This is a genomic window from Cyanobium sp. ATX 6A2, assembly GCF_024346355.1.
Taxonomy (GTDB): Bacteria; Cyanobacteriota; Cyanobacteriia; order PCC-6307; family Cyanobiaceae; genus NIES-981.
In genome coordinates this window covers 40,949-54,220 of the sequence record NZ_JAGQCU010000014.1, presented here as the reverse complement: position 1 = coordinate 54,220, position 13,272 = coordinate 40,949, and the positions used below count along the sequence as shown (strand labels likewise).

Here is a 13,272-nt window from a genome sequence, read left to right as displayed (position 1 = left end):
ATGGTTTTATCACGGATCTCTTAGATAGACTGCAATGCTTACCAGTAGCAAGCATTCTCAACAAGATCTACCCTAGGTGGCCTCTCAGAAGGAAGTGGCCTCGTCCACCATCTATTCTTTCTCTTAACAAGGTCGCTGTCAGTATCCCAGCGCGATCCCCATACCCCAAACATTATCTGTGTTAGCCCGCCCAGCACAACAGCCTTCTTGCCTAGACGCTTCACGTGCATTCCCAAGGGAAGACTATATGCACCAGCGCCAATTATTGCAACCTCAAAATCAGTACGAGCTATTTTATCCTCCATGGTTCGGAGGCAAGAAATCCAGTCTTGATGAGGTCTAAAGGCTCCTCCACTTGTCTGAATAGATTTGACGACCTTGAGGTCCATATCTGGAAGGATGTCAGGATGATCCCATAGAACTTCTCTCCGTTCTCGATAGTTTCTTAGTATTGATTCTGAGAAAGGGTGAACAACAAGAACCTTTTGGCCTTGCAGTGCACTGCTCCAAGGGTTTAGATGCCTGAAAGGGGCCAAATCGTTTAGTGGAACGATCGTCGCATTACGAAACAGGTGGGGAAAATATCCCTCTTCATGCCTCCAAGAACCATAGATATCAACGTCCTTGATCGCATTTACATGCAAGGCGGCACATAATTCTAGATTGGATGTCGCCGATGAAAAGAACCCAGCCTGATATTCCATCCGATAGGCGAGATCATGGTTCCAATCAAGCCGCCAGAATCGCCGATGGCAGAATCGCAAATATCTTTGCCCAACATAATCATAGAAATTTCTGCGGCGTAGGACCGAGATATATGTGGCTACGCATCCAAGCTCATTTGAGCCAATCTTCGCAATTAGGCATGGCTTACAATCTAGAAGCTTCTCATACATCAAAGCGGAGGCTGGCTCGCCTGATATGTCCTCTTTGAGGTATGAAAGTGTTGGATATTTCTCGCTTAAGCCCGGCAGTATTCTGCTCGTAGATGTACTGCAAGCATATCTTCCGATGTATTTCATACAGGTTGGAGATGAAGTGAACGTCGCCCAGAGGCAAGGGGAGGTGTGTCATCCATTAGGAGTTCAGAAGTGGCATTGCATTTCCTGCTTCAATTCAAGATCTCGCAAGTTATAATGCCCTGCTCTTGGTCATAAGTTCTAATCTCAATTATCGTGATGCATCGCTTGAAAAAGTCTACAATTGAAGACAGCGAGTAATGATCTTGTCGCTGCCTTAAATGTACCATAAAATTGGGGTATGCAAAAGCCGTCATCTCCTCCTCAGGGATTAGGTGGGTGATCCCAGTTTCCTGACCCCGAAACTGCTGCCAGGTGGTAATCTACAATTCCAGCCATAGTAACGTGCTATAGTCGAACAAGAGCCCGCTGATTGCGAGTAGAATCAATATATCATAATTCCACTTGTCAATATCTCGGCCATCCGTTCAACTTTGCTTACTACCAGCAGTCGTCGCGTGGTCATGGCCTGTCAATTGATCGAACCGAGTATGCAGAGTAGCTGGGCTCAGTGCCGGGAATATGGTCATGCAGAAAGAGCAATCCAGTTGGGATTGCCATCGGCAAAAACAGCGATCTCTTCGAGCACTAGTTCGCGACTAATCTGGGGCTGCCAGCCCCACGCGTCTCGGCAGGCCCTTTGATCCAGCACCACCCAGGGCAGGTCGTAGGGGCGGGGCTCTGGGCTCTGAGCCACAGCCCGTACTCCCCAGCGCTCGCTGCACCAGCAGCTCAACTGTTGCAGTGAACAAGCAGTCTCAATGCCACCCGCAACGTTAAGCAGGCGTGGTTTGCGTTGATCGTCGCCGGCCTGCACCTGGAGCGCCAACAGCCGTGCCAGATCTTGCGGATGTAGACAATCGCGAACCTGATGGCCCTGCCCATCAAAACCGATGTACCGGAGTGGCCGCTGCTCCCGCCAGCTGTGCAGCCAATAGGCAAAGATCCCCTGATCCGCCTTGCCGAACTGCCCAGCTCCCGCCAGCACGCCGCAGCGGTTGATCCACACCGGCAACCCGAACGCCTCGCCGTATTCCAGCGCCAGAGCCTCTGATGCCAGCTTGGTGGCGCCGTAGAGCGACACCGGCGCGGCGGTTGAGAAGGCTTCACTGATGCCTGCCTCGCTCAAGCCCGGTGTGGCGGCCACTGCGTAGGGTGTGGGCGTAAACGCCCCATGGCGTGTCTTCACGTCCATGGCCGCCAGGGGAGGGATTGAATACACCCGGCTGGTGGAGAGCAGCACGAAGCCCGCCCCCCAGCGCTTGCAGGCCTCCAGCATTTGCACGGTTCCCAGCAGGTTGTGCTCCACCAGCTGCCGGCTGCTGGCCTTGCCATCCACTCCCGCCAGCACGCTCGGGTTGGCGGCTGCATCAATCAACCAATCATGCGGCTCTAGGCCCTCCAGGTCGGCTGCCTGGCGGATGTCGCCATGGAGCACGCGGATGCCCCGTTGCTCCAGGCGCTCTAGGTTGCGCCAGCTGCCCCGACGACTGAGGTTGTCAAGGCCGGTGATCGCTACGCCGCTCAGGTGCTCCTGCAGCGCCAGGGCCACCTCGGACCCCACGAAGCCGCAGGCACCGGTGATCAGGATCCGCATCAAGACATCATCTCCCGTGTCTGCCAGCTGCGCACGATCTGCCCAATTGTTTCACCAAGAGAGATGGAGATACCCCAGCCGGGATAGTGGCCACGCATCTTGCTGAGATCACTGATGTAGCAGATGTGATCGCCGATCCGGTTTTCATCCACATACTCATACACCTGGGCCTTGCCGGAATGCTGCTCAGCAATCTGGAAGGCTTCCAGGATCGAGCAGGAGTTGGCGCGGCCCCCACCCAGGTTGTACACCTCAGCCACCCGTGGCGCGCCCAGAAAAGCCTCGATGAAGCGCGCCACATCGTGGGAGTGGATGTTGTCACGCACCTGCTTGCCCTTGTAGCCGAACACCGTGTAGAGCCGCCCTTCCAGGTTGCACTTCACCAGATAGCTCAAGAACCCGTGCAGCTCCACCCCTGAATGGTTGGGCCCGGTGAGGCAGCCCCCCCGCAGGCAACAGCTGGGGATGCCGAAGTAACGGCCGTATTCCTGCACCATCACATCGGCCGCCACCTTGGAGGCACCGAACAACGAGTGCTTGCTCTGATCGATGGAGAAGCTCTCATCGATGCCATCGACGTAGGCCGGATCGGCGTAGTCCCAGCGGGTGTCCAGCTCCTGCAAGGCAAGGGTGTTGGGCCGATCGCCATACACCTTGTTGGTGGAGAGGTGCACGAAGGGGCTCTCCGGGCAGCTGCGCCGCACCGCCTCCAGCAGGTTGAGGGTGCCCACCGCGTTGGTGTCGAAGTCGTCGAACGGGATCGCAGCGGCCCGGTCGTGCGAGGGCTGGGCCGCCGTGTGCACGATGGCATCGGGCCTCAGCTCCTCCATCATCGCCAGCACGCCGGCGCGGTTTCGGATGTCGAGCTCCTGATGCACGAAGCGATCACCGAGCTGCTCCTGCAGGCGCCGCTGGTTCCAGCGCGTGTCGCCGGCGTCGCCGAAGAACACCGCCCGCTGGTTGTTGTCGAGCCCGAACACCTGCCAGCCGAGCGCGGCGAAATGGCTGCACACCTCCGAGCCGATCAGGCCCGAGGAACCGGTGACCAGGAGCTTGTTCATCAAGGCAAGGGAAGAATCAGAAGTCAGGAAGGCACCGGCAGAGTCGCCTCTGCCTGCTGCCGCCACAGCTGCCCATAGAGCCCGGCTTCGGCCAGCAGGGTGTTGTGGCGGCCGCGCTGCACCACCTGGCCGCCATCCAGCACCAGGAGTTCATCGGCCCTCACGATCGTGCTCAACCGGTGGGCGATCACCAGCACCGTGTGGTTGCGCTCGAAGCGCTCGATCGCCTCCTGCACCAGCCGTTCGCTCTGGGAATCCAGGGCGCTGGTGGCCTCATCCAGGATCAGCAACTCCGGATCCCGCAGGATCGCCCGCGCCAGGCTCAGCCGCTGCCGCTGCCCGCCGCTTAGCCGGAAGCCCCGCTCCCCCACCAGCGTGGCGTAGCCCTGCGGCAGGCCCTCGATGAACCCCGCCGCCTGGGCCGCCGCACATGCCGCCGCGATCTGCTCCGGCGTGGCCCCCGGCGTGCCGAAGGCGATGTTCTCGGCGATGGTGGCATTGAACAGAAACGTGTCCTGGCTCACCACCCCCAGCCGCTGCTGCCAGCTGGCCAGCTCCAGCTGCTCCAGCGGCACCCCGTCCACCAGAATCCGCCCTGCCGTGGGTTCATACAGCCCGGTGAGCAGATCGGCGATCGAACTCTTGCCGGCGCCGCTCGGCCCCACCAGCGCCAGCATCCGGCCCTTCGGCAGCGTGAAGCTCACATCGCTCAAGGCCGGCGGCAGCTCGGGGGCATAGCGCAACCCCACCCCCTCGAAGCGGATGTCGCGCTCCAGGGCCGTGAACGGCGTGCCGCCCAGCCGCCGGAACTGCTTGCCCGCCGGCGAGAGGATCTGGTTGAGCCGCTCCAGCCGGCCGCTGTTGTCGGCCAGTTCGTTGACGGTGGTGGCGATGCTGGCCAGGCGCACATTCAGGCGCTGCAGCGCCAGCACGAACGTCACCAGGCTCGGCAGCACGCCGGTGCTTCTGCCCCCGAACAGCGCCAGGCTCAGCGCCGCGATCAGCACCATCGCCAGCACCGGCAGGAAGCCGGCCAGGGGCTGCACCACCGAGAGCCGCCGGCCCTGGCCCCGCAGGGCCTGCTCCAGATCACCCATGCGCTGCTGCAGCTGGGTATCGGCTGCCTCCAGCTGGCCGCTGCTGTGCAGCAGCCGCAGGCCCTGGAAGTCTTCCGTCACCCGGGCGCTGATCGCCGCCTGGATCTGGGCCACCGCCCGCGAACCGGCCCGGATGCGGGGCAGCAGTCGCTTCTGCACCAGCACGATCACCAGCGCCAGCACGGCCGCCGCCAGCAGCAGCCAGGGCGACAGCCCCACCAGCACCACCAGATAGGTGGTGCTCAGCAGCAGCCCCACCACCAGGCCGGCGCTCCTCTCCACCTGGATGCGCAGTGCCTCCGGGCCCTGGGCGGCGTAGTCGCTGAGGTCGCCCACCTTGTAGCCGCTGGCGCAGGGATAGCTCCAGCGCAGCACCTGGCTGTGGATGCGCGCCGTCACCAACGCCCTGCAGCGAGCGGCGAAGTAGCTCACGCTCACCAGGTTGAGAAAGCGGCTGGCGCTCTGCAGCGCCTGCAGCAGCAGCGCCAGCGCCAGCAGGCTCATGAACACCTGGGTGGCCGGCAGTCCGTTCAGCCAGGCCGCCGCCGCCGGCCAGCGGCTCACGATCGGGTTGCTGGCCCAGTTGAACGCCTGGCCCACCGGCGCCGAGAGCACCTCCACCGCCAGGAAGATCACCGCCAGCGTGGCCCCCTCGCTGAAGGCCTCCACCACGCCGCTGGCCAGGTTCACGGCGATCAGCCGCCACTGCTGTCGGGCCGTGCCCCGGATCAGGCGCGCCGCGGGCTGCTGGCTCAGCCACGGGTCCAGCATCGGCCCGAACAGGCGCGTCAAGAGCCGGCGCAGGGGAGTGGCGGGCAAAGGCTTCACGGTCAAACCGGGGCGTCCTCCTGCAGCCGCGGGTGGCTGCTGGTGCGGTGCGGTGCGGGCATGGGCATGTGGGGCAAGGGCGGAGTCGTGGGCGTGGGCGTGACGGGCGCGGCTCGGCCAAGGTCACCAGGCGAACGGCTCAAACTGCCCGGCATGGTGCCGAAGCCCCTGCAGCCCAGGGTCTACAGCCCCCAACCCCTTGGTGATATCACGAGTTCCATCGCGGGAAGTGGCAAGCCATCTATGGGCAGGCACACCACAACCGTGGCAGCCGCCCCGGACGCGAGCGGGGCTCCAGCGTCTCAGTGCTGCCCGATTCAAGCAGCAGTGCAGGCTGATTGGGGCGCGGTGTGGGTGGATCGGCCATGCTCATGGGGCTCAATCCAGGCCTTGGTGCTCTGAACGCCGCGACGCCATCGCAGGCTGCTCGCCTGATCGGGGAACTCACCCAGCTGGCCGGCGACCGGCTGCTGCCGGCCCTGCCGATCCTGGAACGCCGTGGGCTGGTGCCCCCGGAGCTGGCAGACCTGGCAGCCTGGGGTGGGGCTGAGCACCAGGGCGGCAATCACCCGGCGGCGGACCGGGTGGTGATCGAGGCCCTCGAGCGGGCCGGCCTGCGGGTGCTGGTGCTGAAGGGCACCCTGCTGGCCCACACGGTGTACGACACCCAGGCCCAGCGTCTGCGCAGCGACACCGATCTGCTGGTGGCCCCCCACCAGCGCCAGGCGGCCCAGGCGGTGCTGGAGCGCCTTGGCTTGACGCCCAACCGGGCTCCGATGGTGCTCACCATGGAGGCGCAGGATGGCTGGCAGGGCTCCATCCACCGACATCCGGTGCTGATCGATCTGCACTGGCACCTGTTCAGCCATCCGGCCTTCGCACCCCTGTTCAGCTTCGAGGCCCTCTGGCGCCGGCGCCAGGCCATCACGATCGCCGGCCACCACACCTTTGGCCTCGGCCCCGTGGACGCCTTGTTGCACTCAGCGCTGCACTATTTCGCCCACCACGATGAAGGCGACCGGCCGGCCCAGTGGCTGCTGGATGGCGACCTGCTCTGGCAGCGGATGAACGCTGCCGACAGGCGGAGCGCCGTGGCCCGAGCGATCGATCTGGAGGTGGCTGGCGTTGTGGGCGCCTTTCTCGAGCGTGCCAACACCCGCTTTCACACCGGCATCCCCCCGGCCGTGCTCGCCGAACTGCACCAGGCCGGACAAGACCAGTGGCGCAGCGCGATCACCCGCATCGATGGCCGGCCGCTGGCCGCCCAGATCCTGATCCTGCGGGGGATGCAGGGCTGGAGGGCACGCCTCCGCTACCTGCGGGGCCAGATCGTGCCGTCCAGGCGCTACATGCTGAGCAAATACCCAGACGCCAGCAGCTGGGGGCTGCCCTGGCTCTACATCCGGCGTGGTGTTGAGGGATGGCGCGAGCGTGTGCGCCGGCAACGCTGAAGCTCCTCGCTCACGCCTCAGCGTCGATCCCCACCAGGCCCTGGGCGAGCAGGTCGTGCACCAGCTTGAGCAGATCCGCTTCGAGCTGCTCAGCCTCCACCGCATACTCCTGCAGCATCTGATCGCGGATGTCGGCCAGGGACTGCCCGGCGCCGATCAGCTCCCAGATCCGTGCTCCCACCGGATCCAGGCCGTAGTAGGTGCCCGTGGCCAGGTGCAGGATCACCGTTTCATCCCCCACGCTGCGGTCCATCACCTCGGCGGGCACCGTGAGGCGGGCCGCAAGCGTGAGCGGCTCCGGGGCTGCCGCTTGGTCTGGGGCCGCGTCTGTCTTGGGGTTTGTGGACATGGCTGCCGATGAGGCGAGCATCAACCCCGATAAACTACGCAGATGATCAGCTCCTGGCGACGCAAGGCACGGCGCTTCAGAGCCCTCGACGCCGACTCCAGACGTGTGGTGCTGGGCAGCGTGTTGCTGCTGCCAGTGTTCTGGGTGCGCGTGAAACTGCTGGGCCGCTGGGAGCTGAGCTGCCGCAATGGAGCCGCAATCGATGCTGCCAGTGCCGGCAGCCCCGCCTCCCTTGAAGCGCTGAGGCACTTGGGCAAGCTCGTCAACGCCGCAGCCCACACCCTGCTTCCCCCCGACAACTGCCTCACCCGTTCGCTGGTGCTGCAATGGCTGCTGAACCGGCGCGGAGTGCCCACCGATCTGCGCCTGGGCGTGCAGCTGATCAACGGCCAGCTGCAGGCCCACGCCTGGATCGAAAGCCACGGCCACCCCCTCAACGACGGCGCGGATGTGGCTGAGCGGTTTCTGCCCCTGGAACGGGTTGAACCGGTTGAACGGGCATCGGCCGATCAGATCATCGTTCCGGCATGAGCGGGATCGCGGGGATCATCCAGTTCGATGGCAAGCCCGTGGAGCACGGGCTGATCGAGGGGATGACTTCGGCCATGGCCCATCGCGGCCCGGACGGTATCCACCATTGGCGCAGGGGTTCGGTGGCCCTGGGCCACTGCATGTTGCGCACCACGCCGGAATCGCTGGAGGAATCCCAGCCGCTCACCAACGAAGGCGAAAGCCTGGTGCTGGTGATGGATGGACGGGTGGACAACGGGGAGGAACTGCGGCGCGAACTGCTGGGGCGAGGCGCGGTGCTACGCAATCGTTCCGATGCCGAACTGGTGCTGCGGGCCTACGAAACGTGGGGGGAGGACTTCCCTCTCCAGCTGCTCGGGGAGTTTGCAGTGGCGATCTGGGACAGCAAGCAGCAACGGTTTGTCCTGGCGCGCGACCATCTCGGAGTCAAACCCTTCTACTTTTTTGCCAACAAAGACGGTCTAGCCTTTGCTTCAGACGAAGAGGCATTGCTGGGCATCCCTGGAGTATCTCGCAGACTCAACGAAGACTTCATCGCTGCCAACCTGTTGCCCGCGTTCGATGGTGGTGATTTCAACCGCGGCTGGCTCGCTGACATCCTCAAGCTCCCCGCCGGCAGCACCCTCACAGCGCAACGTTCCGGCCACAGGGTGATGCGAACCTACTGGCAACTGGAGCCCCAGGAGGAACTTCAGTTCGCCTCTCAGCAGGAGTGCGTGGAAGCGTTCTGGTTGGTGTTCGGTGAAGCGGTTCAGTGTCGCATGCGAACGCTGGGCCACCCAGCCTTGATGCTGAGCGGTGGTATCGACTCGGCCAGTGTCGCGGCCATGGCCCGCGAGATCCTGCCGGAGATGCCCTCCCGTGAACTGCACACCTATTCGGTGGTGGCAGACGATCCAGCCTCATGCGAGGAAAGCCGGAACATCCAGACGGTATGCATGGGATTCGAGCAGCAGGCACACTGGGTCTGTGTGCCGAGCCTGCGCGGAACGATCACAGACGACGATCTCAAGGACGCTGCCTGGACGCATGCACATCCAGTTGGCAACTCGATTCTTCTGCCCGCGATGATGTACCTGGCCGCCAGCCGTGCAGGCCATCGCGTGATGTTCGACGGCATCGATGGCGATCTGGTAACTCACACGCCTGGATGCTATGTGGCTGGCATTCTTCACTCATCCGGCTGGCGACATGCATGGGCACATGCCAGGCAAGCCAGCAACAACAATATTTACCTCAAGGGCCACTCCGCAGAGGTTCTGTTCGCTAGAGCCCTCTGGAGAGTGTATGCGCCAGCTGCCGCCAAATCACTGAAATATCGCGCCGGAAAGCTTCGCATTCGTGATCCGTTTCGCGGCAGTTTGATCAATCGCGACTTCGCCAGGAAGCTTCACCTCCGCGAACGCATCGCGGAACAACAAGAGCAGGCGAGAAAGATCAGCCTGCTCAGCTACCAGGAACGCCACATCCATGCCCTCGTCCCCTCGGGGCTCGTCAGTGGGATGGAGGGCTTCAACGCCGTGGCGGCCCGTTATGGCGTCGAGTCCCGCCATCCCTGGTCGGATCGGCGTCTGGTGGAGTTCTACCTTCGCTTGCCGCTCAGTAACAAAGCGCACAATGGCTGGACAAAATCAGTGGTCCGGCAGGCCACGGCATCACTGCTCGGCAGCCGCGTGGCCTGGCACCGAGGCAAAGCCCACCTAGGCATGACCCTGGTTCACCGCTTGATGGCCCAGAACCACGCCCATGTTCGTAGCACACTGCAACGTCACGACCGCATGATCAGCGAGTTCGTGGATCGTCAGGCACTGCACACCTTGCTGCCTCGCGCCGAGGCGGGCACGAGCGACGATGCGACCTATGATGCCTACGCCGCGACCTCCTTGACCGAGTGGCTGAGCCGTGTCAAAGTTACTGCCTAAGTCCGCTGGACTTTCCGGCTGCGGTTTCACCCAAAGAGGGAACACCATTTTAACTCAGCTCAAATTAGCTCAAACAACCCAAAAATGAACCAACAAGATTTCACTGACGAGCAAAGACATACTGACCTGCAGGACATTGCCACCCAAAAACGCTACGAACGACCCCAATTGCAAGTTTATGGGAGTGTTAGTTCATTGACGCAGGGTGGCGCTGGGACTATGAATGAAGGGCAATCTACTATGAACGTTATAACCCTACAAATGACTGTGGGTTCCGACCGGCGCATCAAGACCGGAGTGATCAGAATCGATCAGCACCCTATCGGCATCGGATTGTACTTGTTTGATTACTTGCCTGAATACCGTGAAACCTGTGGCTACGGTCGCCAGTTCGGCGTGATCGCTCAGGAAGTCGAACAGGTGATGCCAGCTGCTGTAATCAAGCATCCAAGTGGTTACAAGATGGTTGACTATGGCATGCTCGGGATATCTCGTCATCCACGCTGAGCGCGGCTACCCCCCTTCTCTGATCACTCGTGCTCAGCGAGCATCTTGACTACCTCAAGGACAGCACCCGGCTAGAACGCTTCAGGTCAGCGATTGCCAAAGTTGTTGATAGTGCCGATACTGTTGTAGATCTAGGCTGTGGATCCGGTATCTTGGGCCTGCTCTGTTGTGAAGCGGGTGCATCTCACGTGCTCGCCATCGACTCGACAGACATCATCGAAGTCGCCCGCGAAACCTTTCAGCGGGCCGGTCTTGATGGGAAGAGCACATTCATCCGCAGTCCTTCACAGCGCGTCGAACTGTCCGATCCGGTCGATCTAGTGATCTGCGATCATGTGGGCTACTTCGGATTCGATTACGGAATCATCCACACCCTTCAGGATGCACGCACACGCCTCCTCAAGCGCGGTGGCCATCTGATCCCTGCCGGCCTTCGGCTCTACCTTGGTGCAGTCGAATCAGAAACTGCCCAAGCAAAGGCCCACGGCTGGCAGGAAGCAGGCATCCCGCCGGAGTTCCACTGGGTGCGCAATCTTACGGTGAATGAAAAGCATGGGTTAAAGCTTCCCGCGACGTGCGTTCTGGGCCAACCAGCCATGCTCGATGACCTCGATCTTCATCTCGATCAACCCGAGTTTTTCTCCTGGTCAGCAGAGCTGCCCATCGAACGCGACGGGGTGGTGCATGGCCTAGCCGGCTGGTTCGACTGCAAACTGGTCGAAGGGGTCTGGATGACCAACTCACCACTAGTGGACGATGCCATCGACCGCCCCCAGGCGTTCCTGCCCATCGATGAAGCCGTGCCGGTCTGCGCCGGTGACGTGATCAAAGCCACTGTGATGGCGCGGCCTGCCGATCACCTGATTGCGTGGGTGGTGGAGTTTCCCGCCTCCGGCAAACGCTTCAGTCACTCCACCTGGCAGGGCCTGGTATTGACACCTGAAGACCTGGTCCGTGCTCAACCGGACAGAGTTCCGCAACTCAGCCGAGAAGGCCAGGCTCGGATGACTGTGTTGCACTACTGCGATGGGGAGCGCAGTGTGCATGAGATCGAGCAGCTCGTGCTGCGTGAACACCCCGATCTGTTTCCATCAGCTCAGGAGATCTCCCGCTTTGTGATGCAGGTTCTCGGCAAGGATTCCGAGTGATGCCCAGCGCTCTTGATCTGCAGCAGGCGAAAGTACAGGCGCCCATCGCTCGTGCCCCCTTCCACACCTGGGCCTTTCCAGACGGCACCCTGTGGACCGAGTTCTATCGCCTGGAAGCAGGCTTCCTCCTGCGCTTTCCTGATCTGGCCGATTTCGAGATCAGCGGCGATGGACATGCCTCGGTGGCCCATCCGGTACCCGGAGTGTCCGTGGGCACGGTTGAGCATCTCTATCTCAACCAGGTGCTGCCGCTGATGCTCAGCACTCAGGGCCAGCTGGTGTTCCACGCCAGCGCCGTGGCGATCGATTCCGGTGTCGCAGTGTTCGCCGGCGAATCAGGTCGCGGCAAGTCAACCCTGGCGGCCAGCTTTGCCGTCAACGGCTATCCCTTCCTCACCGATGATGGCCTGGTGCTCAACCGCTCAGCCACTGGCTACACCGTTTTACCCAGCCATCCCTCGATCCGCCTTTGGGCCGACTCCAGCGAGGCGCTGATCGGGTCAGATACCCCCACCGCTCCAGTTGTGTGCTATACCTCAAAATCCCGATTCCTGGCCGGAGAGCAGGTGCGCTTCTGCGACTGCCCCCAGCCCCTACGCCATGTGTATTTCCTCGGTGAGGGCATTGCCGAGGCAGTAACCATCGAGCCACTCAGCCCTGCCCAAGCCCTGATCGAGTGGGTGAAGAACTCCTTTTTGCTGGACATTGAGGCACACCTCCGCCTGGCCTCCCATTTCAATCAGGTAACCAACCTCGCCGCCCTACCGATCCACTTCCGCCTGGATTATCCTAGGAACTACACGGCCTTGGCCGATGTCCGCCAGGCGATCCTTACCCATACTGGCCTTGGTGATGGCATCACGTAGCCCGAGCTATCCATGGTACGACTCCTCATGGTTGGCAGCCTATGCAGCAGCAAGTGCCTTCCTCAGCAGTCGCCATCCAGAGCGGTTGGCTGAATTCCAGCTGGCGATGGACATCCTTCGCACACGTGAGGATTTCCAGGTGCAACACCTATGGGGCTTTCTACCCCAGGAACTCCTGGAAGAAATTCGACGCATCTCGCGCTCCCTGTCGCATGAGGAGATCGAATTGCATGAGGCCGCAAGTTTCGGTCGCTGGGTACTCCACGATCACCCTCGGCTCACTGAAGTTCAGACGGGGTTGACCAGCTTCGTGTCAGAGCTTGCCGGTGAACCGCTAGAGCCTTCTTATAACTTTCTAAGCTTGTATTCTCGGTTGGGGCGCTGCCCGATCCATATGGATGCCCCCCAGGCGAAGTACACCCTTGATGTCTGCATTCAGCAAAGCCAACCCTGGGATATTCATCTCAGCCAGATCGTGCCCTGGCCAGAGGCTGGCATTGAAGGAGGAAGCTGGGACGATACAATCCGCAATGATCCCGAACTCAGTTTCAAGAGTTATGCGCTGAAGCCCGGGGATGCCATTCTGTTCTCGGGGAGCAGCCAATGGCATTACCGCGATCCCATTCCCTCGCCGGCCAGAGATGAGTTCTGTGATCTGCTCTTTTTTCACTACATTCCCCTTGGCACTGGCAAGCTGGTGAATCCTGCCCAGTGGCCTGAGATCTTTTGCCTTCCAGAGCTGGCCGAGCTACCAGAGATTCGGCGTCATAGTTGCCAAGCGATAACCCGTTGGCAGTAAGCAACCAGTCATCAGGGCTGCAACATCAATCCCTCTGCTGGAGGTGTTGGAAAACCGAACCAGCCAGAACCAGGTCGACTAGCTCAAGCGGTCCTCA

General features: G+C 61.6%; 12 protein-coding genes. 7 read left to right on the top strand and 5 right to left on the bottom strand.

All coding sequences use genetic code 11. From position 1 onward, the window contains the following. Nucleotides 1–38: 38 nt before the first annotated feature. The 4 genes from KBY96_RS12290 to KBY96_RS12275 form a co-directional block, all read right to left on the bottom strand. A complete protein-coding gene (locus tag KBY96_RS12290) occupies nt 39–1,022 on the bottom strand; it encodes a hypothetical protein (RefSeq protein WP_254979718.1) in 984 nt (327 codons plus the stop codon). 523 nt (nt 1,023–1,545) lie between these two features. Further along, complete coding sequence (locus KBY96_RS12285) at nt 1,546–2,616, bottom strand: NAD-dependent epimerase/dehydratase family protein (RefSeq protein WP_254979717.1); 1,071 nt, start codon at nt 2,614–2,616, stop codon at nt 1,546–1,548. Further along, the gene (locus KBY96_RS12280) at nt 2,616–3,677 is read right to left on the bottom strand and encodes an NAD-dependent epimerase/dehydratase family protein (protein WP_254979716.1); all 1,062 of its coding nucleotides are present in this window, start codon (nt 3,675–3,677) and stop codon (nt 2,616–2,618) included. The genes KBY96_RS12285 and KBY96_RS12280 overlap by 1 nt, the downstream gene beginning before the upstream one ends. A 23-nt stretch (nt 3,678–3,700) precedes the next feature. Beyond that, nucleotides 3,701–5,602, bottom strand: coding sequence for an ABC transporter ATP-binding protein (locus tag KBY96_RS12275; protein ID WP_254979745.1), 1,902 nt, complete (start codon nt 5,600–5,602; stop codon nt 3,701–3,703). Between the two features lie 365 nt (nt 5,603–5,967). Here KBY96_RS12275 and KBY96_RS12270 point away from each other — a divergent pair, with 365 nt between their 5' ends. Beyond that, on the top strand, nt 5,968–7,053 hold the full coding sequence (locus KBY96_RS12270; RefSeq protein WP_254979715.1) for a nucleotidyltransferase family protein: 1,086 nt from the start codon (nt 5,968–5,970) through the stop codon (nt 7,051–7,053). A gap of 10 nt (nt 7,054–7,063) precedes the next feature. Here the strand turns inward: KBY96_RS12270 and KBY96_RS12265 are convergent, their stop codons facing one another. Continuing rightward, a complete protein-coding gene (locus tag KBY96_RS12265; RefSeq protein WP_254979714.1) occupies nt 7,064–7,402 on the bottom strand; it encodes a PqqD family protein in 339 nt (112 codons plus the stop codon). A gap of 42 nt (nt 7,403–7,444) precedes the next feature. Here KBY96_RS12265 and KBY96_RS12260 point away from each other — a divergent pair, with 42 nt between their 5' ends. The 6 genes from KBY96_RS12260 (at nt 7,445) to KBY96_RS12235 (ending at nt 13,175) form a co-directional block, all read left to right on the top strand. After that, on the top strand, nt 7,445–7,933 hold the full coding sequence (locus KBY96_RS12260; protein ID WP_254979713.1) for a lasso peptide biosynthesis B2 protein: 489 nt from the start codon (nt 7,445–7,447) through the stop codon (nt 7,931–7,933). Continuing rightward, nucleotides 7,930–9,855 (top strand): asparagine synthase-related protein, encoded by a 1,926-nt coding sequence (locus tag KBY96_RS12255; protein WP_254979711.1) that lies wholly within the window; start codon nt 7,930–7,932, stop codon nt 9,853–9,855. The genes KBY96_RS12260 and KBY96_RS12255 overlap by 4 nt, the downstream gene beginning before the upstream one ends. An 84-nt stretch (nt 9,856–9,939) precedes the next feature. Then, nucleotides 9,940–10,362: a tail fiber domain-containing protein gene (locus KBY96_RS12250; RefSeq protein ID WP_254979709.1), complete on the top strand. Its 423-nt coding sequence runs from the start codon at nt 9,940–9,942 to the stop codon at nt 10,360–10,362. Nucleotides 10,363–10,391: 29 nt separating this feature from the next. Then, on the top strand, nt 10,392–11,510 hold the full coding sequence (locus tag KBY96_RS12245) for a 50S ribosomal protein L11 methyltransferase (RefSeq protein ID WP_254979708.1): 1,119 nt from the start codon (nt 10,392–10,394) through the stop codon (nt 11,508–11,510). Continuing rightward, a complete protein-coding gene (locus tag KBY96_RS12240; RefSeq protein ID WP_254979707.1) occupies nt 11,510–12,376 on the top strand; it encodes a hypothetical protein in 867 nt (288 codons plus the stop codon). Before KBY96_RS12245 ends, KBY96_RS12240 begins: the two co-directional genes overlap by 1 nt. A gap of 31 nt (nt 12,377–12,407) precedes the next feature. Continuing rightward, nucleotides 12,408–13,175: a hypothetical protein gene (locus KBY96_RS12235; RefSeq protein WP_254979706.1), complete on the top strand. Its 768-nt coding sequence runs from the start codon at nt 12,408–12,410 to the stop codon at nt 13,173–13,175. Nucleotides 13,176–13,272 lie beyond the last annotated feature (97 nt).

Coding starts and splice junctions, on each gene's coding strand:
- KBY96_RS12250 (WP_254979709.1), top strand. CDS start 9,940: ATGAACCAACAAGATTTCACTGACGAGCAAAGACATACTGACCTGCAG.
- KBY96_RS12280 (WP_254979716.1), bottom strand. CDS start 3,677: ATGAACAAGCTCCTGGTCACCGGTTCCTCGGGCCTGATCGGCTCGGAG.
- KBY96_RS12265 (WP_254979714.1), bottom strand. CDS start 7,402: ATGTCCACAAACCCCAAGACAGACGCGGCCCCAGACCAAGCGGCAGCC.
- KBY96_RS12240 (WP_254979707.1), top strand. CDS start 11,510: ATGCCCAGCGCTCTTGATCTGCAGCAGGCGAAAGTACAGGCGCCCATC.
- KBY96_RS12270 (WP_254979715.1), top strand. CDS start 5,968: ATGCTCATGGGGCTCAATCCAGGCCTTGGTGCTCTGAACGCCGCGACG.
- KBY96_RS12285 (WP_254979717.1), bottom strand. CDS start 2,616: ATGCGGATCCTGATCACCGGTGCCTGCGGCTTCGTGGGGTCCGAGGTG.
- KBY96_RS12260 (WP_254979713.1), top strand. CDS start 7,445: ATGATCAGCTCCTGGCGACGCAAGGCACGGCGCTTCAGAGCCCTCGAC.
- KBY96_RS12255 (WP_254979711.1), top strand. CDS start 7,930: ATGAGCGGGATCGCGGGGATCATCCAGTTCGATGGCAAGCCCGTGGAG.
- KBY96_RS12290 (WP_254979718.1), bottom strand. CDS start 1,022: ATGAAATACATCGGAAGATATGCTTGCAGTACATCTACGAGCAGAATA.